General features: G+C 62.2%; 20 protein-coding genes and 1 riboswitch. Of the genes, 7 read left to right on the top strand and 13 right to left on the bottom strand.

What is annotated here, in order from left to right; all coding sequences use genetic code 11:
- Positions 1 to 13: 13 nt before the first annotated feature.
- Complete coding sequence (locus tag CSQ91_RS09110) at positions 14 to 709, bottom strand: HAD family hydrolase (protein ID WP_099388042.1); 696 nt, start codon at positions 707 to 709, stop codon at positions 14 to 16.
- 2 nt (positions 710 to 711) lie between these two features.
- Positions 712 to 1,816 (bottom strand): peptide chain release factor 2 gene (gene prfB, locus CSQ91_RS09105; protein ID WP_115057524.1). Its coding sequence is split into 2 segments (ribosomal slippage): positions 712 to 1,734 and positions 1,736 to 1,816, totalling 1,104 coding nucleotides; the frame shifts between segments, so codons are not numbered across the junction.
- A gap of 202 nt (positions 1,817 to 2,018) precedes the next feature.
- On the opposite strand from prfB, the gene CSQ91_RS09095 reads away from it, so the two are divergent.
- From CSQ91_RS09095 to CSQ91_RS09085, 3 genes are all read left to right on the top strand, one after another.
- On the top strand, positions 2,019 to 4,052 hold the full coding sequence (locus tag CSQ91_RS09095; RefSeq protein WP_099388630.1) for a bifunctional 2',3'-cyclic-nucleotide 2'-phosphodiesterase/3'-nucleotidase: 2,034 nt from the start codon (positions 2,019 to 2,021) through the stop codon (positions 4,050 to 4,052).
- Positions 4,049 to 4,540, top strand: a complete 492-nt coding sequence (locus CSQ91_RS09090) for a tetratricopeptide repeat protein (protein WP_099388041.1) — start codon at positions 4,049 to 4,051, stop codon at positions 4,538 to 4,540. Before CSQ91_RS09095 ends, CSQ91_RS09090 begins: the two co-directional genes overlap by 4 nt.
- Before the next feature lie 618 nt (positions 4,541 to 5,158).
- Complete coding sequence (locus CSQ91_RS09085) at positions 5,159 to 7,855, top strand: heparinase II/III domain-containing protein (protein WP_180278380.1); 2,697 nt, start codon at positions 5,159 to 5,161, stop codon at positions 7,853 to 7,855.
- Between the two features lie 21 nt (positions 7,856 to 7,876).
- On the opposite strand, the gene CSQ91_RS09080 is transcribed toward CSQ91_RS09085, so the two are convergent.
- Both CSQ91_RS09080 and CSQ91_RS09075 read right to left on the bottom strand, forming a co-directional pair.
- Entirely contained in the window at positions 7,877 to 8,290 is a 414-nt protein-coding gene (locus CSQ91_RS09080) for a hypothetical protein (RefSeq protein WP_099388039.1), read from the bottom strand.
- A gap of 24 nt (positions 8,291 to 8,314) precedes the next feature.
- Positions 8,315 to 9,223 (bottom strand): hypothetical protein, encoded by a 909-nt coding sequence (locus CSQ91_RS09075; RefSeq protein WP_099388038.1) that lies wholly within the window; start codon positions 9,221 to 9,223, stop codon positions 8,315 to 8,317.
- A 378-nt stretch (positions 9,224 to 9,601) separates the two neighbouring features.
- Between CSQ91_RS09075 and CSQ91_RS09070 the strand changes: the two genes are divergently transcribed.
- The 4 genes from CSQ91_RS09070 to CSQ91_RS09055 all read left to right on the top strand — a co-directional run bounded on the left by CSQ91_RS09070 (position 9,602) and on the right by CSQ91_RS09055 (position 14,419).
- Positions 9,602 to 10,759, top strand: coding sequence for an ABC transporter substrate-binding protein (locus CSQ91_RS09070; protein WP_070254187.1), 1,158 nt, complete (start codon positions 9,602 to 9,604; stop codon positions 10,757 to 10,759).
- Between the two features lie 85 nt (positions 10,760 to 10,844).
- Positions 10,845 to 11,735 carry a branched-chain amino acid ABC transporter permease gene (locus CSQ91_RS09065; protein WP_034782923.1) on the top strand — a complete coding sequence of 297 codons (891 nt, stop codon included), beginning with the start codon at positions 10,845 to 10,847 and terminating at the stop codon, positions 11,733 to 11,735.
- Between the two features lie 7 nt (positions 11,736 to 11,742).
- Positions 11,743 to 13,686: a branched-chain amino acid ABC transporter ATP-binding protein/permease gene (locus tag CSQ91_RS09060; protein WP_099388037.1), complete on the top strand. Its 1,944-nt coding sequence runs from the start codon at positions 11,743 to 11,745 to the stop codon at positions 13,684 to 13,686.
- Between the two features lie 10 nt (positions 13,687 to 13,696).
- The gene (locus CSQ91_RS09055; protein WP_070254189.1) at positions 13,697 to 14,419 is read left to right on the top strand and encodes an ABC transporter ATP-binding protein; all 723 of its coding nucleotides are present in this window, start codon (positions 13,697 to 13,699) and stop codon (positions 14,417 to 14,419) included.
- 56 nt (positions 14,420 to 14,475) lie between these two features.
- On the opposite strand, the gene CSQ91_RS09050 is transcribed toward CSQ91_RS09055, so the two are convergent.
- From CSQ91_RS09050 to CSQ91_RS09010, 9 genes are all read right to left on the bottom strand, one after another.
- Positions 14,476 to 14,799, bottom strand: coding sequence for a type II toxin-antitoxin system RelE/ParE family toxin (locus CSQ91_RS09050; protein ID WP_099388036.1), 324 nt, complete (start codon positions 14,797 to 14,799; stop codon positions 14,476 to 14,478).
- Between the two features lie 8 nt (positions 14,800 to 14,807).
- On the bottom strand, positions 14,808 to 15,080 hold the full coding sequence (locus CSQ91_RS09045) for a type II toxin-antitoxin system Phd/YefM family antitoxin (RefSeq protein WP_099388629.1): 273 nt from the start codon (positions 15,078 to 15,080) through the stop codon (positions 14,808 to 14,810).
- A 107-nt stretch (positions 15,081 to 15,187) separates the two neighbouring features.
- Positions 15,188 to 15,508, bottom strand: coding sequence for a DUF2288 domain-containing protein (locus CSQ91_RS09040; RefSeq protein ID WP_070254191.1), 321 nt, complete (start codon positions 15,506 to 15,508; stop codon positions 15,188 to 15,190).
- 51 nt (positions 15,509 to 15,559) lie between these two features.
- Positions 15,560 to 16,261: an RES family NAD+ phosphorylase gene (locus tag CSQ91_RS09035; RefSeq protein ID WP_099388035.1), complete on the bottom strand. Its 702-nt coding sequence runs from the start codon at positions 16,259 to 16,261 to the stop codon at positions 15,560 to 15,562.
- Positions 16,261 to 16,698 carry an MbcA/ParS/Xre antitoxin family protein gene (locus CSQ91_RS09030; protein WP_034755432.1) on the bottom strand — a complete coding sequence of 146 codons (438 nt, stop codon included), beginning with the start codon at positions 16,696 to 16,698 and terminating at the stop codon, positions 16,261 to 16,263. The genes CSQ91_RS09035 and CSQ91_RS09030 overlap by 1 nt, the downstream gene beginning before the upstream one ends.
- Positions 16,699 to 16,835: 137 nt before the next feature.
- On the bottom strand, positions 16,836 to 19,454 hold the full coding sequence (locus tag CSQ91_RS09025; RefSeq protein ID WP_099388628.1) for a S53 family peptidase: 2,619 nt from the start codon (positions 19,452 to 19,454) through the stop codon (positions 16,836 to 16,838).
- An 83-nt stretch (positions 19,455 to 19,537) separates the two neighbouring features.
- Positions 19,538 to 19,624: riboswitch (cyclic di-GMP riboswitch) on the bottom strand.
- Between the two features lie 275 nt (positions 19,625 to 19,899).
- Positions 19,900 to 20,313, bottom strand: a complete 414-nt coding sequence (gene fos, locus CSQ91_RS09020) for a fosfomycin resistance glutathione transferase (RefSeq protein WP_099388034.1) — start codon at positions 20,311 to 20,313, stop codon at positions 19,900 to 19,902.
- Positions 20,314 to 20,542: 229 nt separating this feature from the next.
- The gene (gene recJ, locus CSQ91_RS09015; protein ID WP_092605370.1) at positions 20,543 to 22,243 is read right to left on the bottom strand and encodes a single-stranded-DNA-specific exonuclease RecJ; all 1,701 of its coding nucleotides are present in this window, start codon (positions 22,241 to 22,243) and stop codon (positions 20,543 to 20,545) included.
- Positions 22,240 to 23,292 carry a hypothetical protein gene (locus tag CSQ91_RS09010; RefSeq protein ID WP_099388627.1) on the bottom strand — a complete coding sequence of 351 codons (1,053 nt, stop codon included), beginning with the start codon at positions 23,290 to 23,292 and terminating at the stop codon, positions 22,240 to 22,242. Before CSQ91_RS09010 ends, recJ begins: the two co-directional genes overlap by 4 nt.
- Positions 23,293 to 23,469 lie beyond the last annotated feature (177 nt).

Raw genomic sequence — 23,469 nt, 5'->3', positions numbered from 1 at the left:
TCTTCGTTGGTGATTATTGATGATGTGGTGCCAGCGCTGGCGCCACGCTGGCAAACAGTGCGTCGACGTCGAGCGAGGAGAAATCCGGCACGATGGCAATGACGTTGTCGAAGGCGGCAAACGCTTCGGCTGGCAGGGTGGTGGTGAGTACCACGACCCGCATGCCGGCACGGCGCGCCGCTTCCACGCCCAGGAGCGCGTCCTCGAAGACGATGCAGTTCTCAGGCAGCGCGCCGGCCAGCAGCGCGCCTTTCAGGAAAACGTCCGGGTGCGGCTTGCCCCGTTCCACGTCGGCGGCGCCGACGATGGCGTCGAAGCGGTGGCGCAGGTCCAGGCCGTCGAGCGTGAACGCGATATTCTCGTCCGGCGCGGCCGTGCCCACCACCAGTCCCACGCCAGCCTGGCGCGCGCTGGCGATCAGCCGGTCGAAGCCAAGCACCGTGGCCAGGTGCGGGCCATACAGTTCGCGGTAGACGACTTCCTTTTCAGCCAGCAGGGTAACGTGGTCGGCTTCCTCGCCCAGGTACTTGGCGATGATTTCGTGTCCCTGCCGTCCTGCCGTGTCGCGGAAAAAGGCGTCCGCGTCCAGCGCATGGCCGTGGCGTTCAAAGAACGCCAGCCACGATGTCGTGTGGAAGGCCATGTTGTCGACAATCGTGCCATCCATGTCGAACAGGAAGGCGCGCTGCGCCGGAGCGGATGCGTTCATCCTTATACGCCTTGCTTGAGCGAGGCGGAAATGAAGTCGTCGATGTCGCCATCGAGCACGCCCTTGGTATTGCCCGTCTCGAAACCGGTGCGCAAGTCCTTGATGCGGGACTGGTCCAGCACGTAGGAGCGGATCTGGTGACCCCAGCCCACGTCCGTTTTCGAATCTTCCAGCTTTTGCTGTTCGCTCATGCGCTTGCGCAGTTCATGCTCGTACAGTTTCGCTTTCAGCATTTCCATCGCTTCGGCGCGGTTGCGGTGCTGCGAACGGTCGTTCTGGCACTGCACCACGATGCCGGTCGGCGCATGGGTCATGCGGACGGCGGAGTCGGTTTTATTGATGTGCTGACCGCCGGCGCCCGACGCGCGGTAGGTATCGACGCGGATATCGGCCGGGTTGACGTCGATCTCGATCGAATCGTCGACTTCCGGATACACGAACAGCGACGTAAACGAGGTGTGGCGTCCGTTGGCCGAGTCGAATGGCGACTTGCGCACCAGGCGGTGCACGCCCGTTTCCGTGCGCAGGAAACCATAGGCGTGATCGCCCTCGACCTTCAGGGTGGCCGTCTTGATGCCTGCGACCTCGCCGTCGGACTGCTCCAGGATTTCGACCTTGAAGCCCTTGCGTTCGCAATAGCGCAGGTACTGGCGCAGCAGCATCGAAGCCCAGTCCTGGGCTTCCGTACCGCCGGCACCAGCCTGGATGTCGATGAAGCAGTTGTTCGGGTCCATCGGATTGTTGAACATCCGGCGGAATTCCATGCTTTCGATGACCTTGCGGATTTCCTGCACGTCCTGCTCGATCGCTTCGAGCGTGTCGTCGTCGCCTTCTTCGCGGGCCATGTCGAACAGGTCGCGGGTGTCGCGCAGGTCGGCATCGGCCTTGGCCAGGGTGAAGACGATGGCTTCCAGCGCCTTCTTCTCTTTACCGAGGTCCTGGGCGCGCTTGGGATCGTTCCAGACCGTGGGGTCTTCCAGTTCTTCGTTGACTTGCTCTAGTTTCTCCGACTTGACAGTGAAGTCAAAGATACCTCCGAAGTTCGGCTTCGCGGACCGTCAGGTCGTTGAGCAGGGCGGAGATGATATTGATGCGTTCGGCTTCCATAATGTTCTGGTCTTCTATGGTGAAATCAAACCTTGAATTATACGCGAGCGCGGCCGGTTTCTGATGCCGGCGGCGCCGAATCGATGCCGCACGGGGCAATAAAATGACGATTTTGCTGTATTTGCGACAATATTTTTGCCTTGATGATGGCTACCGTGCTGCGTATGATGCTGGCGATATTGTCTTTCCACAGGAATACATCATGCTTCAATCTCCCCGTCTCGCCCTGTTACCGCTGCTGCTGGCCGGCTGTGGCGCCTTGCCGCCCGCCGCCCACGGACCCGTCCAGCCGCTGGCCGCCGCGCCCGCGGGTAGCAGCGCCACCCTGGCCCTGCTGGAGACGACGGACTTGCACGCGAATGTGCTCAGTTATGACTATTACAAGCTGCAGGCGGAACCGTCGATCGGCCTGGAACGCACGGCGGCCCTGATCGCCCAGGCGCGCGCGCAGTATCCGAACAACCTTTTGCTCGACAACGGCGACACCATCCAGGGCACGGCTCTGGCCGACTACCAGGCATTGGTCAAACCGCTGGCCTGCGACCAGACCCTGGCCATCTACAAGGCCATGAATCTGCTGAAGGTCGATGGCGGCGGCATTGGCAACCACGAATTCAACTACGGCCTGGCCTTCCTGAGCCAGGTAACGGGCAATCAATTCGACGTCGACAGCGTCGACGCCAGCAAGCCGCGCTGTGCCGGTCCCGCGTTCCCGCAAGTGCTGGCCAACGTCTACAGCGTCAAGACGGGCAAGCCCCTGTTTGCGCCGTACCACATCATCGTCAAGCAGATCACGGCGACCGGCCCCGATGGCAAGGCCGTGACGAGCAGCGTGAAGGTCGGCATCATCAGTTTTGCGCCGCCCACCATCATGGCCTGGGACAAGCGCTGGCTCGAAGGCCGCGTCTATACGCAGGGCGTGCGCGAGACGGCGGAAAAATTCATTCCCGAGATGCGCGCCAAGGGCGCCGAGCTGGTAGTGGCCATTTCGCACGGCGGCTTGGATAGCAGCCCGTATTCGCCGACCATGGAAAACGGCAATTACTACCTGTCGCAAGTGCCGGGCGTGGACGCCATGCTGATCGGCCACTCGCACCAGCTGTTCCCGAACGCGGCCAGCACGGTGCCGCAGTTCAATCTGCCCGGCGTCGACAAGGTCAAGGGCCTGGTCAATGGCGTGCCCACCGTGATGGCCAATTTGTGGGGCAAGCACCTGGGCGTGATCGGTTTACGTCTGCGCCACGACGGCAAGCAGTGGGTCGTCGACAAGAGCGCCACCACGGTGGAAGCGCGCGGCATCCAGAACGCGGACAAGAGCTACGTCCAGCCTGACCCGGCCATCGCCAGGCTGGTGGCGGAAGAACACGCAGCGACGATTGCCTACGTGCAGACGCCCGTCGGAGCCACGGACTTCCGCATGTCGACGTATTTTGCCGACGTGGGCGACGTCAGCGCCATCGAAGTGGTGAACCAGGCGCAGGCGGGTTATCTGGCCGCCTACGTCAAGGCGAACTTGCCGCAGTATGCCAACCTGCCGGTGCTGTCGATGTCGTCCCCGTTCAAGAGCGGCTCGGCCGGCGTGTCCGACTACACGGACGTCAAGGCGGGCAATGTGGCGCTGAACAACGCGGCCGACCTGTATTTGTATCCGAACGCGCTGTACGGCGTGAAGATGAATGGCGCGGAGCTGAAAGCCTGGCTGGAACAGTCGGCGCAGCGCTTCAATACCATCGATCCGAACAAGCTGGAAGCGCAGGAACTGGTCAACACGGCCCATCCGAGCTACAACTTCGACGCCATCACCAGCGCTGACGTACGCTACCAGATCGACGTCACGCAGCCGCCGGGCCGTCGCATCCAGGGCCTGACGTACCAGGGCAAGCCGGTGGAAGCCAGCCAGGAATTTTTGATTGCGACGAATAACTACCGCGCCAGCGGCGGCGGCAATTTCCCTGGCCTCGACGGCAGCAAGACGGTGGTGGCCTCGCCCGACAACAACCGCGAACTGCTGATCGCCTACGTCACGCAGCAGAAAAACCTGACGCGCGCGAAAAACGGCTCGGCGCGCAGCTGGCGTTTTGCCAAGGTTGCCACGCAAGGCCCGGTGGTCTTCCATTCGGCGCCGAACGTGATCGAGCTGGCGAAAGCGGCGGGCATCGATAACGTCACGCAGCTGAAGCTTGATGATGGTGCGGGCAAGGGCTTTGCGCTGTACCAGCTCAATTTGTCGAAATGATGCTGGCAAATTTGCTGCTGGCCGCCGCGCTGGCGTCCCCCGTGGCAGCCGCGGTGCCCGATGCCACGGCCCAGGCCAAGGTCTTGATGCGCGCGGGCGAGGCGACCCAGCCGCAGGCGCGCGCCCTGTTCGAACAAGCGGCGGTGCAGGGCAGCGGGCCTGCCGCATACTACCTGGGCTTGATGCACAAGAACGGTATGGGCGGCCCGCAGGACAGTGCCGCCGCGCTGCGCTGGCTGGAACTGGCCGCGCAACGCGGCGTGGCGCCGGCCATGTTCATCGTGGCGAACCTGCTGCAGGACAGCGACGAAGCCAGGGCGCGCTACTGGCTCGACGCTGCCTGCGACCTCGAATACCCGGAAGCGCTGCAGCAGAAGTCCGTCGCCCTGGCGGAGGGCCGCATGGGTTATGCGCACAACGAGGAGCAGTCCTTCCTGTACCTGAAGTTGGCGACGCACGCGATGGGACACAGGACCGCTGAGCCGTAATGATGCGGCTGGAGAATTGCTTATTTTTCTCAAGAAATATTAATTTTCTTAAATAGCGTCCTTCCTTATATTTTCTTTCTCTGCATTGTATATTTATTATTATTTCAGGAATATTCGTGGCAATATGCTGTTAATATTTTTTTGATAATTTCACATGTGGAATAGAGGTAATGCATGGCATTTCAGGCAAAGGCAAGGCAATCTTTCCCCCTCGTGAGCCGGGGGGCGTTGGCAAAGAAATGGCGGCATGTTGGGCTGGCTCTGCTGCTGGCGGCGATGGCGTCGTCGGTCGTGGCGCAGCTGCCGGCGCCACTCAAATCCGGGCATCCCAGGCTGTTTCTGGCGCAGGAGAGCATCGACGGACTGAAACGGCAATTACCGTACTATCCATCCGCTAAATTTCCCGCAGTCAAAGGCAGCATACAATTCAGTTTGCTGGCAAAGCACAAGGATAGTCAGGATGGCGAGAACCAAGCCATTTTTGGACAGTACAGCGGCACGAATAACACTATCCTCATCCGTCATGCGGACACCTTGGATACGCCTGGGACGATCGGCCTGCAAATTGTCTTTATCGGCAAGCTGACACCTGCGGCGACCACCGCGGCAATGATGTCGTTGACCATCGTTCATCTGAAGGCGGACGCATTGGCCGAGATCAAGGTGGCGTGGGACGCCCAGCAGCATACGATCGATATCAGAGTCAATGGTGTCCCTGTACGCGCATTCTGGGGGGCGGCTACGGCGCCGTTCACCGACTGGACCGCAAATGAACAGATATTCGATGTCGGTGCGCGGCGCAATGAGGTCATGAGTAATTTCATCTTGCGCGACGGGCAGGGACAGGAATTAATGCAGTATGCGTCGCTCGATACCGGTCTGAAAAAGGTCTGGACAGATTATCGTTCCACAGCCGACATGCGCCTGGCGGAAATCCGCAGCTGTGCCACGATCGCGCCCACGTCGTCCGACTTCCCGAAAGCGTGCAAGGTCGCTACCGGGCATCGCGGAACGATTTATGAAAGCGCGCAATTGCTGTCCATGGCATGGTTGCTGACGGAGCAGGATAAATACAAGCAAGGCCTGCTGACGTATGTCGACATGTTGCTGGCGAGCCCGCTTCCCGCCGGTAACGAATGGTCGATGGGGGGGCGGGTGGCCGCCATGGGCCTCGTGTATGACTGGCTGTTTGACCTGATGGGCAGCGAGAATGTGCCTGCCGCACTGGGGGGCGGGTCTTACCGGTCCGCCCTGGCGCAGAGGATCAAGGACACGATTGCCGCCGAAAATACGCCAATCGCGGGTGACCATCTGGTGGCGTCCATGTGCGGCAAGCAGCACTTGCGCGATACGAGTACGGTTTTCGATTGCGAGCAGAAACCCGTGTACGAACATTGGAACCGCCCTGCTGCATCTCCCTCGATTGCCACTTACTACGTCAGCGGCCACGCCTTCAGCGCCGTGACGAACATGGCACTGGGCTTGCTGGCGATCGCGGAAGAGCATCCCGAAGTCGTGCCGATGATCGAAACGGCGTATGCGCATTTCGACAAGGGCTTCATGGCAGCGCGCGCCGCCATTTCGGCCGATGGCGGCCATCAGATGGGCTTCGCCTATGGCGTGTCGAGCATCCCGGAGCGCTTGCTGCTGTGGCGCACGGCGCTCGACAACAGGGATGGCACGCCGCTGCTGCAGGCCGATTGGCAGGATCAACTGTTGTATCCCTATATCTATGGCTTGCGCAGCGATGGCCTGTTCCCTGCCAGCGGCGACAATTATGATTTGCTTGTAAGTAATCCACTGCTCGGACAATTGTCGCGCGGCGTGGCCAGTGTGGGCGACGACGGCGTGGCCTGGTCTTTTTACCGCGAGCAGGTAAATAGGCGTGCTTACAAGAAAGACGAGATCATGGAGCGTTTGTTCTGGCCGAAGGAAGTGGCGGCCGTGCCGATATCAAGCCTGCCCCTGGCGCGTCATTTCCGCGTGTCGGGTCAGGTCGTGATGCGCGACACATGGGATTATGCGAATGCCACGTTACTGGACTTCAAGTCCTCCTCGTTCGCGGCACAGAATCACCAGCACGCCGATCAGAATAGTTTTGCGCTGTATTACAAGGCGCCATTGCTGCTTGATACTGGCTTGTACGATAGCTATGAAAGCGTGCACTGGTGGAATTACTACACGCGCAGTGTGGCGCATAACACGATCACGGTCTACGATACGGTGGACGATCAGACGGAACGTCTCATGAATGGGGTGAGCGGCTTGAGCCGCGATGGCGGACAGTGGATGCAAGCGCTGCAACAGAACTATCCGACGATAGACGAAATTCAGCCCGGTGGCGTGAATGCGCTCGATGGCATCGTGCGCTATGAAAATACGCCTGAATATACCTATGCCAGCGGCAATGCCAGCAAGGCCTATTCAGCAACGCGGCTAGACCGGAATAACGGTTTCGTGCGCCAAATACTGTTCCTGCGCCAGCCGGCATTCTGGCCCAAGCCGGTGACGGTGATCTTTGATAGCGTGCGAAGCAAACGTGGCTTGCCGGCTACATTCTTGTTACATACGGCGCACGATCCTGCTGCCAATACTACCAATACCAGTAATTTTGGAGATGGCCGCTACAAACTGGGCTACAGCGCAGGGCAGCGGCGCATCGCCACCGTGCGCAACGGCGGGGGTATGCTGATCGTGCAAACCGTGTTGCCGGAAAATGCTGTCGTGCATAAAGTTGGCGGCCTTGATCATGACGGCACCGTGTGCAGGCAGATGAGTGCGGTCACTGCGAATGAGCAGGTGGCCAGCAGCGGCGACTGCCGCTTTATGGTGCGCCGCCGCCAGGCCGACGGCAGTGATCTGTGGTTCAATCATCCGCCGCAAAAGAGCGAACAAAAAACCACCAATGAGGATGTGGGCACCTGGCGTCTGGAAGTCACATCGGCTAGCGCCCCCGCCGTGAATGCTCCCGAATATTTCCTGCACACGCTGTTTGTCGCCAATAACGACGGCGCCACGGGCACGGCCCAGCCACCCGATACGCGCCGCCTGGCGGCCGCGGGCAATACCGAGGCGCTGTTGATGGGCAGTCAGCTGCATGTGCTGTTCAACCGCGACGTGGCACCGGCCGCCCGCATGGAATGGACCTCGCCGCTGGCCGCCGGCGCCATCCTGGCCACGGGCCTGAAACCGGGCGTCCATTATGCGCTGACGTCGGCGCTGGCGGGCGACGCTTACGCCCGCAGTCTGGTCGAGGTGGTGCCAGGGCCGGGCACGCACCTGAGTTCCGACCAGGGCATGCTCAGCATCGAGTAAGCCGCTTGCCAGCCGGCCGGGTCAAGCCTGACTGTCTTTTTTAGGCTTGGCCCGCAGACTGGCCGCTGCCTCGCCGATGGCGAACGGGTCGCGCGACAGGATGGCTGCGCCCAGGTCGACCAGCCTGGCCGCGGCGACTATGGCGGCCTTTACGTCGGCGATGCGCTTGAGCTGTGACTTGCCCTTGGCGATGGCGCCCTCGATATCGCCGCGCGCCTGCTCCGCGCCTTCGGCCGTCAGATAAATGCCATACGCGCGAAACAAGGCCACCATCTGGTCCAGGTGGTTTTCATATTGTTCCAGCAGCGCCCGCTCGTCCGGCGCCAGTGCCTCGCGTTCGCGGATGCGCAATTCCAGTACCAGGCTTGACGCTTGCGCCAGGCTGTCGGCGATGGCGTAGCTTTGGTCTTTCGTCAGTTCGGTCAGTTGGGCCATGGGATACTCCTGTGTGCGCGCCGCTTACCAGCGGGCGGGGGCATAGAACGCCGCTTGCCGCTGCAGCGCTTCGACGTCGCGTGAAAACTGCGCCAGCTGCCGTTCCAGTTCGGGCGCCTGCAGGCGGTCGAGATTGGCCCGCAGCGCGGCCACGCTGGCTTGCAGCGCGTCGACGGCGGCGACATACGCGGCGACGATCTTTTCCCTTTCCTGCAATTGCCGGCCTTCCAGATGCAAGCGCGTGCGGATGTAGTTGGCGGCCAGCGGTTCGCGCGGCGCGGCGTTATCGACGGCGCCGCGCAGCAGGGCCAGGTCGCGCAATTCATCCTGCAAGCTTGCGCGGTAGCTGCGCTGGGCATATTCCTTGAGCGCATTGCTGACGATATCGACGGCCTCCTGCTCGTCGAGCAATTCGCGCAAGGCCGATTTCTGCAGGCGCTGCGTGGCCAGGCGGCTCAGGTGCTGGCTCAATTTGACGACTTTCGACAGCTTTTCCGCATCGAGCAGGGGTGCACCGCCGCCCGGCTGCTCTAGGCCGCTCAGCGCATCGCCGAGTCCGCCAAGCTCTTCCTGGTAGATGTGCAGCTTGTCATCGGCCAGCGCCGCCAGGGTGTGGGCATAGCGCAGCAGGAGGTCGTTCAGGCTGGCGACCGACGCTGTGGCTTGTGCGATGGCGGCGCAATCGGCGCGCGCCGCCTGTTCGCTGGCTTGCGCATCGAAACGTTCTGCCAGGATCAGGCGCTTGCGCATGCCCTTGTCCATGCAGCTGTGGACGCCGCCCGCCAGCATGGGTTCGAAGTGCAGCGACATCTTTTGCGTCTGTTCGGCGAAGGTGCGCACGGGCGCCAGGTCGGTGGCGCAGCCGCCCAGCAGCAGGCTGGCGATGATGCCAAGTAGCGGGGGGGAAATGGACGAGTTCGACGGGCGCGGCATATGGCCTCCATGCGGTAGCAGTGGCTGGTTGGACCGGCGCGCACGCGCTGGCATGGCCGACGTTAGCATTCTGAGGCGTAGCAGTATTGCGCCAGATCAGCGGCCAGAGGAATCGCCGGGCTCGTCTGCTTGCCTGTCGCGTTTTGCCACAGGACTGTTGCCCGATGGCGCAAGGTGCGCCAATTTGCGTCATATTTTCCTTACAAAAGACTGACAACAGGCCTGCAATTGCGGCTTTTCCGCATGTTGCGACGCGTCATATGTAGTTGTTGCTGGTGCATGTTTACTCACCTACAATGATTTATCGATGGGGCGGTTATCCAGCGTACGACTATAAAAATAAGTGGCATTAAAAACGTTGTATCAGAGGAGATGACAATGAATTTGAAACAGAAATTGCTCGTGGCAAGTTTGGTTTTGGGTTTCTCGCAGGCGGCAGTCGCAGCCGACCCCATCAAGATCGGCGTGTCCGGTCCGTTTACGGGCGGTTCCGCGCCGATGGGCGTGTCGATGCGCGACGGCGTCAAGCTGGCTGTTGCTGAAATCAATGCCAAGGGCGGTGTACTGGGCCGTTCCCTGCTGCTGATCGAGCGCGATGACGAAGCGAAGAATGAACGCGGCGTGCAGATCGCGCAAGAGCTCATCAACAAGGAAAAGGTCGCCGCCACCGTCGGCTACATCAACACGGGCGTGGCCCTGGCTTCGCAGCGCTTCTATCAGGAAGCGAAAATTCCCGTCATGAACAATGTGGCGACGGGCTCCATCGTCACCAAACAGTTCGCCGACCAGCCGGAAAACTACATTTTCCGCAATGCGGCCAATGACACCATCCAGTCCGGCATGATCGTGCATGAGGCGGTCGAGAACCGCAAGTTCAAGAAAGTGGCGATCCTGGCCGACTCCACCAATTATGGCCAGCTGGGCCGCGAAGACCTGGAAAAGGCACTCGACAAGAAGGGTATCAAGCCCGTCGTTGTGGAAAAATACAACATCAAGGACGTCGACATGACGGCCCAGCTGCTGAAAGCCAAGCAGGCGGGCGCGGAAGTCGTGCTGACCTACGGCATCGGTCCGGAACTGGCGCAGATCGCCAACGGCATGGAAAAACTGGGCTGGAAAGTGCCGCTGATCGGCAGCTGGACCCTGGCCATGGGCAACTTCATCGACAACGCGGGCAAGAACGGCAATGGCACGCGCATGCCGCAAACCTTCATCCAGGATGCCAGCACGCCGAAGCGCAAGGCCTTCATCGACGCTTACGTGGCCGCCTACAAGCCATCGGGCGGACGCATGCCGTCGGCTGTCTCGGCCGCGCAAGGCTACGATTCCATCTACCTGCTGGCCGCGGCCTTCAAGCAGGCAGGCGGCACGGATGGTCCGAAAGTACGCGCCGCGCTGGAAAACCTGAATGAAAAAGTGGAAGGCGCCGTCACCACCTACAACAAGCCGTTCAGCAAAACCAACCATGAGGCGATCACGGCCGACCTGACAGTCTTCGGTGAAGTCAAGGACGGCAAAGTCGTCCTCGCGAAATAAGCCTGGCAGACATTCGCCGCGCAGTGGCCAGCCTTGAGGAATCAGGACTGGCCATTTTTTCATCTTTCGTCTTCCGGGGAATACCATGGAAATCTTCCTACAGCTCGTCTTCAGCGGCATCGCGCTGGGCATGATCTATGCCGTCATCGCCTTCGGCTACCAGCTGACTTTTGCCACTTCCGGCACCCTCAATTTCGGCCAGGGCGAATCCCTGATGCTGGGCGCGCTCGTGGGCCTCTCCCTGGTGGGCACCATCCACGGCGGCCCTTACATGAGCTATCTGTTGATGATCCCCATCGTCATCGTCTTCGGCGCCTTGCAGGGCGTGTTTGTCGAATGGATAGGTGTGCGGCCCGCCATCAAGATCAAGTCCGAATTCGGCTGGATCATGTCGACCATCGCGCTGGCCATCATCTTCAAGAACGTGGCGGAAAATATCTGGGGCAAGGATGACCTGATGTTCCCGTCGCCGCTGTCGGCCGCGCCGTTCCAGGTGTTTGGCGCCAACGTGCAGCAGATGCAGGTGGCCGTCATCGTCGGCGCGCTGGCGATCATGCTGGCCGTCGAAGTGTTCAACCGTAAATCGATCTACGGCAAGGCCGTCGTGGCGACGGCCAACGACCGCGACGCGGCCGGCCTGATGGGCATCAACACGGGCATGGTCATCACGTTTTCCTACGCGCTGTCGTCGGCCACGGCCGCCTTTGCCGGCGTGCTGGTGGCGCCGCTGACACTGACGGGGGCCACCATGGGCGCGTCGCTGGGCTTGAAAGCCTTTGCCGTGGCCATCATCGGCGGCTTGACGTCGGGCGTGGGCGCCATCGTCGGCGGGCTGATACTGGGCATTGCCGAGACCACCACCGGCTATTACATCTCCACCGGCTACAAGGAAGTGCCCGGCCTGCTGCTCCTGCTGCTGGTACTGGCCATCAAGCCGTCCGGCCTGTTCGGCAAAGCCGCGATCAAGAAAGTCTGAGGACGACATGAACAAGAAAATCACCATGCTGGCATTGAGCGCGGCGGGCCTGGCCGTGCTCGCGCTATTCCCCATCGTCATCCCGAATCCCTACTATATCCACCTGGCCGAGACCATTCTGATCTACGCCATCCTGCTGTTCGGCCTCGATATCGTCGTCGGCTACACGGGGCAGGTGTCGCTGGGCCATGCGGGCCTGTTCGGCATCGGTTCGTACGTCACGGGCGTGCTGGTGTTCAAGCTGGGCGTGTCGTTCTGGCTGGCCATCCCCGCCAGCATCCTTGGCGCGGCCGTGTTTGGCGCCATCCTGGCCTTGCCGGCCCTGCGCGTGACGGGGCCCTACCTGGCGATGGTGACTCTGGCCTTCGGCACCATCGTGCAAATCCTGATCAATGAAATGAGCTTCCTGACGGAAGGGCCGATGGGCATCAAGATCCACAAGCCCATCCTGTTCGGCCACAAACTGACGGAAGTGGAGTACTACTACATGGTCGCCGCGCTGCTGGTGATCTCGCTGGTGGTGGTGCACCGCATCCTGAAATCGAACCTGGGCCGCGCGTTCGAAGCCTTGCGCGACAGCCCCATCGCCTCGGACTGCATGGGCGTCTCCGTGTACCGCTACAAGGTGTATGCCTTCGTCATCAGCGCCGGTTTCGCTGGCCTGGCCGGCAGCCTGTACGCGTATTCGGAAGAATACATCTCGCCCAATACCTACAACTTCGAGCTGACGATTTTGTTCCTGCTGGCCGTCATCATGGGCGGGCGCAAGACGCGCTCGGGCGCGCTGATCGGTGCGCTGATCGTCGTCATGCTGCCCAGCCTGCTGTCGGACATCGAACTGTTCCGCAAGATCGCCGTGGCCGCCGCCGTGCTGGGCGTGATCGGTTCCGCCTTCATGCTGGCGAAGAAGCGTTCCACCGTGCGCGGCGTGCTCGTGCCCCTGGTGGCCACCATCGGCCTGGCCGCGTATTCGTACAAGCTGGAAAACATGGTCGACTGGCGTTTGACCATCTTCGGCCTGATGACCTTATTTGTCGTGTACTACCTGCAGGACGGCATCGTCGGCTTCCTGATGAGCTTTATCGGCAAGGGCCGGCGCCATGTGCAAGCCGTCGCTTCGCACGGCGTGGCGCCGTTTGACCACGCCCAGGGCGGCCAACAGGGCGCGACCCTGCTGCGCGTGGACCAGGCCCTGATGCAGTTCGGCGGCCTGAAAGCGCTGAACCAGGTGGACTTGAACGTCACGCAGGGTTCCGTGCACGGCTTGATCGGGCCGAACGGCTCGGGCAAGAGCACGATGATGAACGTGCTGACGGGGATCTACAAGCCGACGGCGGGCAGGGTGGAATTTGCCGGCGCCGTGATCTCCGGCCGCACGCCGTCCGAGATCGCGCTGGGCGGCGTGGCGCGCACCTTCCAGAACGTGCAGCTGTTCGGCGAGATGACGGCCACCGAGAACGTGCTGGTGGGCTTGCACAATACGTTCAAATCGAACGTGCTGGACGTGATGCTGCATACGCCCCGCTACAAGCGCGAAGAGACAGCCGCGCGCGAGCGGGCCGCCAGCATCCTCGAGTTCGTGGGCCTGGCGGACCTGGCCAACGAGGAGGCGCGCAATCTGCCGTATGGCAAGCAGCGGCTGCTGGAAATCGGCCGCGCGCTGGGCCTGAACCCGCGTCTGCTGCTGCTCGACGAGCCGGCGGCGGGCCTGACGGCGCCCGACATCAAGGAGCTGATGGCCATCATCCGCAAGATCCGCGAGCACGGCATCACCATCATCCTGATCGAGCACCACATGGACGTGGTGATGGCCCTGTCGGACGTGGTGACGGTGCTGGACTTCGGCCAGAAGATCGCCGAAGGCGCGCCCGCGCTTGTCCAGAGCGATCCGAAAGTGATCGAAGCCTATTTGGGCGGCAGCGCCGAAACCCTGGCGCCAGCGGCGCACTGAGAGGAAGACCATGCTGACCATTAACAATCTGCACGCCGCCTACGGCAAAGTCGAAGTCCTGCACGGCATTTCGCTCGACGTCCCGAAGGGCAAGCTGGTGACCCTGATCGGCTCGAACGGGGCCGGCAAGACCACCACCATGCGCGCCATTTCCGGCATGCTGAAACCGAAATCCGGCACCGTCACCCTGGGCGGCAAGGATGTCACGGGCCTCGATTCTCACCGCATCGCCCGTGCCGGACTGGCCCATTCGCCGGAAGGCCGGCGCGTGTTCGCTTCCATGTCGGTGACGGACAACCTGCTGCTGGGCGCTTTCCCCCGCTTTACGCGCTCGCGCCCGAAAGGCGACATCAAGGGCGACCTGGACAAGGCGCTGGAACTGTTCCCCCGCCTGAAGGAGCGGCGCGACCAGCTGGCTGGCACCTTGTCTGGCGGCGAACAGCAGATGCTGGCCATGGCCCGCGCCGTGATGCTGAACCCGGAAGTGATCCTGCTGGACGAGCCATCGATGGGCCTGGCGCCGATTTTGGTGGAAGAAGTCTTTCGCATCATCACGCGCTTGAAGGCGGAAGGCGTGACCATGCTGCTGGTCGAGCAATTCGCCGCCGCCGCCCTGAACGTGGCCGATTACGGCTACGTGCTGGAAAACGGCAGCATTTCCGTGCATGGGCCGGCCGAGAGTCTCAAAACCGATCCGAAGGTGATCGCGGCGTATCTGGGGGGAGGGCACTGAGGCAAGTTGAGAGTGCGCTGACAATGCGCTTGCTGCGCATTGTCACATCCTCCGCATTACGCAGTGAGCAGGCGACGGCGTATCAATGCTTCCAGGTCACGGCTGGTATGGGCAATCATATGAATATAAACGATATCGTTATGTCCATACTCGATGATGATGCGATTCTGGCCGGCCAACAGTTGGCGGTGAGTCGTCAAATGAAGGTCGTCAAGCTCAGGAACAAAGGTACCTTTCATGTTCCAGTCTTTGAGAGAATTGACTTCAGCCAGAATCTCCTGCGTCACCTTCCTGGTAAAAGCAAGGGATTCGTTCTGCTTCAGATAGGAGCGAATGTCTTGCAAATCGTTCAAGGCGTACTGTGTCCAAATGATTTTCATTTGTGTAATCAATTGTCGCCGTCTTCAGCTTCCAGAAGGGCCGCAACGTCATCATGAGCAATGATTTTACCTTCCTCAATCTGCTTACGGCCGAGAGCAAGGATGCGGAGCATGGCAAGCTGATCTTGAGTCTTTTGATAGCTGACAGGGTCTTGAACAATGGCCTGAACTCTGCCGTTCACCGTGATGGCTACCGGGTCATGCGTCTCAAGCACCTGTTTGACCACGTCGCTGGTGTTCGTCTTCAAGTAGCTAATTGGTTGAATATTGATAAAGTTCATGCCGCCCTCCATAAGTAGGCAGACCGATGATAGCATCGGATGACTAAATTAAGTGCCAAATTTAGTTGACTGCGCATTTTCCCTACGTCGAGCGCAGCGTGCAAGCATCAATGTCTGGTCGGCTTTTCCTGCTGCACCAGAATGAAGGGGCTGACGACAACGGCCCACAGCGCGGCGTCGGCGGCCTGCCAGTCCAGCGCCTGCTGGTCCGACACCTTGGCGACCTTGCCATCGGCCATCCATTGCGTGATGGTGGCCTTGTCGTCGTGCGAGATGCGCACGGCCACTTCGACCAGATCCAGCTCATTGGCGACCCAGACGACGTTGCCCTGGGCGAAATGCTTTTCCAGCTCGCTCCAGGCCAGGCGGGCCGTTTCGCTGTTCACTTTGAGGCGCAGTTCGGTGTCTTTTTCAGGATTGGTTTGCATGCGAAATATCAGGTTGCGGTGAGTCGGGTGCCGTTGCGCGCTTGCGTTGCCTTACAAGGCTTCCACCTGCGGCGTCGGCGTACCCCGCCATGTTAAACGATAGGCGGCGCCTTTGCGAACATTGCCCACGAGGGCAGGGCGGAAGCAGGCCAGGTTGGTGCCGCCCGCCAGCCGGGTGCTGGGGAAGATGACGCCCATGGAGCCGGCTTCGAGCAGGATGGCGGCCAGGTCTTGCGAAGCGATGTAGCTGGCCGGATCGAGGCAGGCCGCATAGCGCTCCTGGCCGCGCAAGTCGTGGAAGCTGGCGGAAAAATCGGCCAGCAGCGACTGGTAATTGACGCTGTCGTCGAAATAGTCGATTTCCTGGTATTCCACGGTCTTGTGGAAAATAATCTCGGCCAGCGCCGTTTTCATGTCGAAGGCACAATACCAGGCGCCCCGTTCGCCATCGTTGAAACGCGCCCCTTCCGGCCGGGCATAGGTGTAGGCGGCGTTGATGATGCGAAAGTGCGGCACGCCAAAAACCAGCTCGTCCACGCCAATTCCTGGCGCGCCGCCGTACTCGGCCACCAGGCGCGCATTCGTCGCGTTATCGAGTTCGAACAGCTCGCGCAGGTGCTCGTCGTCCTCGGCCAGGGGCGCCAGCACGGAGTCTTCCATGTCGGCGAAGCGCGAGGGAATCAGGCGGCAAGTGTCGATCTGGCGCAAGGGGGCCAGCGGCGGCAGCTGTGTATGCGGGACTGTCGCCACCATTACAACCCTCCGCGGCGCGCATCGAGCAGCTTGCGCACCGTCTGCATGGCCAGCAAGCCGCCGGCCAGCATCTGCGACAGGGGCGTGCGGCCGCCAAACACGGGATTCTTGTTGGGCAAACTCACCCATTCGTCGGCCAGCTTGTCGCCATACAGGATGTGCAAGGCCTTGTAGATGCCCAACAAGTAGGAAATGCGCGTGATGCGGTCCACTTCCAGCACGCGGTCCGGGTGCTTCTTCCACTCGTAATAGGCGCTGCTGGACAGGCCGCCCAGCAATTCGCGCGCATCGTCGTCGCGCAGTTTCCAGGCGGCGGCCAGCTTGAAAAAACCCTTCAATGCCGCCTGCGACAAGCGCTCGCGCTCGGCTTTGGCATTCAGGTCGACGAGCACGGCCGGTTCGAAGCGGCTCTTGGGGTAGGCGTAGGCGAGATTCATGGCATGTCCTTCGTTAAAACTCTGTATGTGGACTATTTATACTCCTTTTCCGGATTTTCTGCAACGGCCGCGCGTATGCAGAACGGGGCGCGCCAGGACAGGTGTCCCGGTGCGCCCCGTTGGCGGGCCGCGTTCGCTTATCTTGCCGTGACGGTGATGGGTACGTTGAGCTGCGCCGTCAAGCCGTTACTGTCCACTGCCACGACTTTCAGCGTATAGCTGCCCGTCACCGGCAGGGGCCAGCGGGCCGTGATGGTCATGCCGCTCATGGAAAACTGCATGCCCAGCGGTGCACCGAGGATGGAGATCCACAGGGCGTTCGCGCCGGGCGCCGTCAGCACGATGCTGCCGCTCATGGCCTTGCCGGCCACGCCCGCCATGGCGGGGGCGCTGATCGTGGGACCGGCGGCGGCGATTTTCACCGTGGCCACGGCCTGGCCCGTCAAGCCCGTCCTGGTATCTTTGGCGATGATGGTCACGCTGTAGCTGCCCAGCACGGGGCTGGCCCAGCTGACGACGCCGGCGGCGCTGACGGCCATGCCGGATGGCGCGCCCGACAGGCTGTAGGTGACGGGGTTGGGCGCCACCGTCGTGGCGGTGAACGACAGGGCCACGCCCGGCTTGCCGCTCACGCTGGCCACGGTCACGACGGGGGGCAGCGGGGCGGCGATGGCCACCGTATAGATGCCTTTGCCGCTCAGGCCAGTCTTGCTGTCCGTGGCGGTCACGGTGACGGCATAGGTGCCGGCCACGGGCGCGGCCCAGCTCACCAGTCCGGCGCTGCTGATGGTCATGCCGGCCGGCGCGCCGCCCAGCGTGTAGCTGACGGGATTGGGGGCGGAGACGCTGACATTGAACGCCAGGGCCGTGCCAACCTTGCCCGTGATGGCGCCGGCGCCCACGACGGGCGGCGCGACGGGGGTAATGACGATGGTGTACACGCCCTGGCCACTGAGGCCGCTGACTGTATCCTTGGCCACCATGGTCACGGCATACGTGCCCGCGACGGGGGCGGCCCAGCTGACCACGCCCGTGGCGGCGATGCTCATGCCGGCCGGCGCGCCCAGCATGGTGTAGCTGAGTGGATTCGAAGCGCTGGCCGAGACGGTGAACGACAGCGGCTTGCCGGCCGCGCCGCTGATGCTGGCCGGCGCCACCACGGGCGCGGCCGGTGCGGTCTGCGTGCCCGACAGGCCGGCCAGCAGGCTTTTCACGTTCGGCGTGCCCAGGCCGCCCAGCGGGTCATAGCCGACCCTGGCCGTGCACACGCTGCACGTGCCGTTGCTGCCGCGCGTGATGTCGGCAAAGCTGCTGGCAAAGGTGCCGGGCACGCTGGCGATCTGGCCGTACAAGATGCTGTGCGGCAAGCCGAGCGCCGTCTTCGCCTGCAGCGCGCGGCTGGCGTTGGCGATGGCGACCAGGCCGGCCCATTGCGGCGTGGACAGGCTGGTGCCGCCGATGCTGAGCCAGCTGGCGGTGCTGCTGCCGGGTGTTATCACGGCCGTGTACTGGCCCGTGGCGGGGTCGGCATTGAAGGCCACGTCGGCCACGTTGCGGCGCAGCAAGTTGGTCAGGCCGGGCACGCTGGCCGTCTGGTAGGTGGGCAGTGCCGTATAGGCGCTGATGCCGCCGCCCGTGCCGGACCAGGCCGTTTCGCTGCGCACGCCGCTGCCGCTGTAGCTGAGCGTGGTGCCGCCCACGGCCAGCACGTTGGACGACACGGAAGGCCAGGACACGCCGCTGCCCGAATCGCCCGTGGCGGCCAGGTAGCTCATGTTCTTGCCCGTGAAGGCGCTGTCGACGGAAGCTGTCCAGTTGCCTTCGGCGGCGCCAAAGCTCATCGACACGACGCCAGGCCCCATCAGGTTGGCCAGGCGCACGGCGCCCAGCAGGCTGTTGATGGAAGCGTCGGGCGCCTCGATCAGCACGATGCGCGCCAGCGGCGCCGTGGCATGCGCCCACTGCACGTCGAGCGCGATTTCCATGGCCCAGCCCGAGTTATAGGCGGGCGCAGTGGCCGTCATGGTGCTCGATGGCGTGTTGTAGACAACAGAAAATTCACAGCCGCTGGCCGGGGCGGGCGGCAGGGGCAGGGTGGCATTCGTGGCGATAGCCTTGGTGGTGCAGCCGGGCAAGCCGAATTTCTGGTTGAAGATGGCCAGTTCGGCCGCCGCGTTCGGGTTGTGCATGGCGTCGACGATGTAGATCGTCTGTCCCGCGCCCAGTTGGGCCGCCTGGGCTGGCGTCAGCGCCGTGCCGGCCGCCGGCAGGGCGGGCAAGTCGTAGGCGGCGCGGATTTGCGCGGGAGAATAGGTCGCCACCACGCTGCTGCCGGCCATGGGTGCGGCGATGTCGCTGGCGCCGCCGTCCAGCAAGGGGGCGATATCCTGTGCCGCCTGTTCCGATGCGGCGATTTTTTGCGCCGTCAGGCGGCGCGTGGTCATTTCCCGCATGGCGCCGGGCACGTTTTGCAAGTGCGGCCGCCAGTGGGCCGAGCCGCTGCTGTTGGCGCTGTCGCGCCCGTCAGGCGCATCGAGCAGGGCCGGGGCCGCATGGAACATCGGTTGCACCACCAGCGCGCCGACGGCGGGAGGGATGACGGGCACCTCGACAGTGAACTGTGTCGCGGCCGTGGCGATGGCGGCAGGCGGTGTCGATGTTTCCTGGCCGGGACCGCAAGCGGCCAGCAGGAGGGCGGCTGTGGCGCCCAGCAGCAGGCGCCCGTGACGGTGATGCGGGGGAATGTTTTTTTTCATGGCGAAACTCTCCGAGTTGGGCGAGGGCCACATCTCGACAATGCTTCCAGGCAGGCGCCGCGCGCTGACGGTCCCGGCCCTGCATTGGCAGCCCCGCTGCCGTGGCGCTTGCGCGCGGTAGGCCGGTGGCTTTGCGTCCCCGCCTTTCGACGGGTTTGCCCTCAAAACTGATCATGCATCATTGGGAATTTCCTGATGCGTCATCAATTTTAGTGAATTTGCCAAATAAATGTTAACTATTTTCAATCAATATTTTTATTTATGCAATAAAATGTGGCAAATTTGCCTAGGGATGGATGGAACCTTGTCAGCTTGATTAAGTCTTAAAAGCAAGGTTATCAGAGCTGTATCGAGGCGTGACAGTGTTTTTTCATAGCAACGGCGCTTGCATTTTTTGTTTTATAATGAATTTAACGAATTTACTGAATATGCGATCTTGCCGCTCTCAATCCTCGAACACCATGCCCTGATACGGCGCTGCGCGGCAGGCCGCCAGCCGCTGCGCAAGGTTGCCAGCATGGGCTTCCAGCCGGTGGCCGTCCGGGTCGAGAAAATACAGGGATTCGCCGGCGCTGCGGTTTTGCTGCCATTCGGGCACGCCGGCGGCGCGCAGGCGGGCGGCAAACGGAGCGAAGTCGGTGGGCTCGATGGAAAACGCATAGTGCGTATAGGCCGGGCTGGCCAGCGCGGCCGTGTCCTGTCCATCCAGCGACAGGCACAGCCACAAATCCCCGGCCGACAGATACGCGCCCCTGTCCCAGCGCGCATGCAGGCGCAGGCCCAAGGTGTCGCGGTAAAAGACGATGCTGCGCGCCAGGTCGTGCACGGACAGGGTGAGGTGGTTCAGGCCGGTCAACATGGGGCTGCTTTCAGGTGGAGTGGAGGCCGGTTCCAGCTTCCGCAGTGGTTTGATGCGACATTGCTCCAGGTAAGCATGAGACACGGCAATAAGGCCGCAAACCTCACGGCACCTGACCAAACCGTAGCGAGCGGCAGTGATTTGTGGCCGAGAAGCGCAACCGTACTTCCAGTACGGTGAGCATCGCCGGCCGCAAAGCGCGACGCGCAGTAGGTTTGGGCCGGTGCCATCAGACAGGCTCGGCGTGCTCCACCATAAGTTGTACTTTGGTCGTGCCATTGTATTCATTCGCATCGAGCCTGAACGCGACCCGCGTGCGTTCGCCCAGTGCGTCCGTATGCCCGAACCAGATGGCATCAAAACGCACGCCGTTCTTTTCCAGCAGCAGTTTCAAATGGCGCTCTTTCAAGATGCGCTGGCTGACGACGCGGAATTCATCGCAAAAGACGGGCGGGGCGAAGCCCTGGCCCCACACCTGGCCATCCATCAGCTCGATGAAGGCTGTCGTGTAGTAGGCGTCTTCCAGCGGGCCGTCCGTTTCCACAACCCGCTCCAGCTGTTGCTGGCTGAGCCAGGCCTGGCCGACGGCTTCGAAAGCCTGGGAAAAGGCGTCGAAGGCGTCGGCGCGGATAGTGAGTCCAGCCGCCATGGCGTGGCCGCCGAACTTGTCGATCAGGCTGGGCGCCCGTTTCGACACGAGGTCGAGCGCGTCGCGCAAGTGGAAGCCGGGGATCGAGCGGCCCGAACCCTTGATCCAGCCGTCCGCACCGGGCGCAAACGTGATCGTCGGGCGGTAGAATTTTTCCTTCAGGCGCGAGGCGACGATGCCGATCACGCCCTGGTGCCAGGATTCGTCGAAGACGCTGATGGTGCTGCTGTTGGCCGGTTCGAAAGCATCGAGGTGCAGCAGGGCCGTATCCTGCATTTCCGCCTCGATTTCACGGCGTTTCAGGTTGATGTCGTTGAGTTGCTGGGCCAGCGCCCAGGCGCGGCCTTCGTCGTCCGTGACCAGGCATTCGATGCCCAGGGACATGTCCTGCAGGCGGCCGGCCGCATTCAGGCGCGGTCCCAGGGCAAAACCGAGGTCGAACGGCGTGGCGCTGCGCGCTTCGCGGCCCGCCACGCGAAAGAGCGCCGCCACGCCCGCGTGCATATTGCCTTTGCGCATGCGTTTGAGACCTTGCGCGACGAGGATGCGGTTGTTCGTATCGAGGCGCACCACGTCGGCCACCGTGCCCAGCGCCACCAGGTCGAGCAGGTTGTCGAGCTTGGGTTGCGTTTGCGCATCGAAGATGCCGCGCCGGCGCATTTCCGCGCGCAGGGCCAGCAAGACGTAGAACACGACGCCCACGCCCGCCAGGTGTTTCGACGGAAAACCGCAGGCGGGCTGGTTCGGGTTGACGATGACGGCCGCGTCGGGCAGGGTGTCGGCCGGCAGATGGTGGTCGGTGACGACCACCTGGATGCCGCGCCGGTTGGCCTCGGCCACGCCGTCGATGCTGGCGATGCCGTTATCGACGGTGATGATGATGTCGGGCGACTTTTCGCGGGCGGTGAGCTCGACGATTTCCGGCGTCAGGCCATAGCCGTACTCAAAACGGTTGGGCACGATGAAATCGACGTCGGCGCCCATGGCGCGCAAGCCGCGGATGGCCACGGCGCAGGCGGTGGCGCCGTCGCAATCGTAATCGGCCACGATGACCATGCGTTTCTTGGCAGCAATTGCGTCGGCCAGGAAGACGCCGGCCGCGCCGATGTGCAGCAAGCCGGACGGCGGTATCAAGTCCTTTGCCTCAATCGACAGTTCTTTTGCGTCGGACAGGCCGCGCGACGCGTACAAGCGGGCCAGCACGGGGTGGATGCCGCCCTGGCGCAGCAATTCGGATTCGCGGTAGGGGCAGGGACGGGTGGCGATGCGGGTACGGGTCATGATGCTTTCAACTTGTTCAGGGTAATCGCGCGCCAGAATTTGCGCTGCGCATGCTTGCTGGTGGTGCAGGCTAGCCAGGCGTCGCGGTGGCTCAGCACTAGGCGCAGCTGGCCCAGGCGGCCATCCTTGAGGGCCGCCAGCAGGGGCACGAACCAGTCCGCTTCCAGCGCTTGCAACTGCTGCAGCCACATGCCCCATTCCTGCGCCTGCGCCGCTTCGGTCAATCCCCCCAGCACGACAATCGCATCCTGTTGGCTTGCCAGCACACTGTTTGGACTGGCATCGCGCTGCGCCGGTTCCGCCAGCGCGGCCAGCCAGCCCGGCGCGTCCTTCGTATGCAGGCTGGCCGCGCAGCGCGCAGGTGCAGGTGCAGCCAGGCTGCCGCCCCAGATCCAGAACGAGTTGATGGCTTTCAAGCCCCGTTCTTCGCGCGTCGCGTTGACCGGATGTTCATGCCACAGCATCTGCACTTCATTCTGCAGGCGCCGCGCCGCACGCGCATGCTCGCCTTCCGGCATCCACACGGACAGGTCTTGCGTGGTGGCGGCATCCGGCGTGGCGCACTGCAAATCGTTCCAGCCATCGGCGCGCATGAACCAGGTGCCCGCGTCGCCATAGGACAGAGGCTGGCCGATTTCGTCGAAATACGGACGCGCCGTGTCGAACAAGGTGCGGCCATCGGCCTCGCTCAGCTTGAGCTGGCGCAAGTCTTCCAGGCTGATATGGCTGCGGGCGATGGCCAGGTGGGCCGGATGCAGCAGGAAGTAGCGCGCGCCCGGTTCCGGCACGAGGCCGTAGCCGCGCATGGCCTGGGCCGCAAAGGCCGCTTGCGCCGCTTCGCCATTGGGCGCGGGCGACAGGGCCAAGGCATGCGCCAGCCACGCTTCGTGCGGCAGCAGGCGGTTGGCATTGTCAAAGGTTTCTAAATTGCAATCGGAGGTGCGTGACAGCAGCGCCGCCAGCGCGGGCGCCTGCAAGACCTTGAGCAGGTCGGCAGCCAGTTCGGCATTGGGCAAGGCGAAGGGCAAGACGAGGGTAAGTTGATTCATCCCGAGATTGTAGGCGATTGTGGTGCGGGCCGAGAAGGCGTATGTATTTTCAGGCCCGCGCCGGCAGCGGCGGCGGCGCTGGAAATGCACAAAAATTATAAAAATTTTATTAGCATTGATGGAAATCAATTTGCTTTTGAAAATATATTGGATATAATTGCGACAACTTAAATATCA

Origin of the sequence: Janthinobacterium sp. BJB301 (genome assembly GCF_002735685.1) — a bacterium.
Lineage (GTDB): Bacteria > Pseudomonadota > Gammaproteobacteria > Burkholderiales > Burkholderiaceae_D > Janthinobacterium > Janthinobacterium lividum.
Note: the sequence above shows the minus strand (reverse complement) of the source record. Positions and strands in the feature narration are given on the sequence as shown.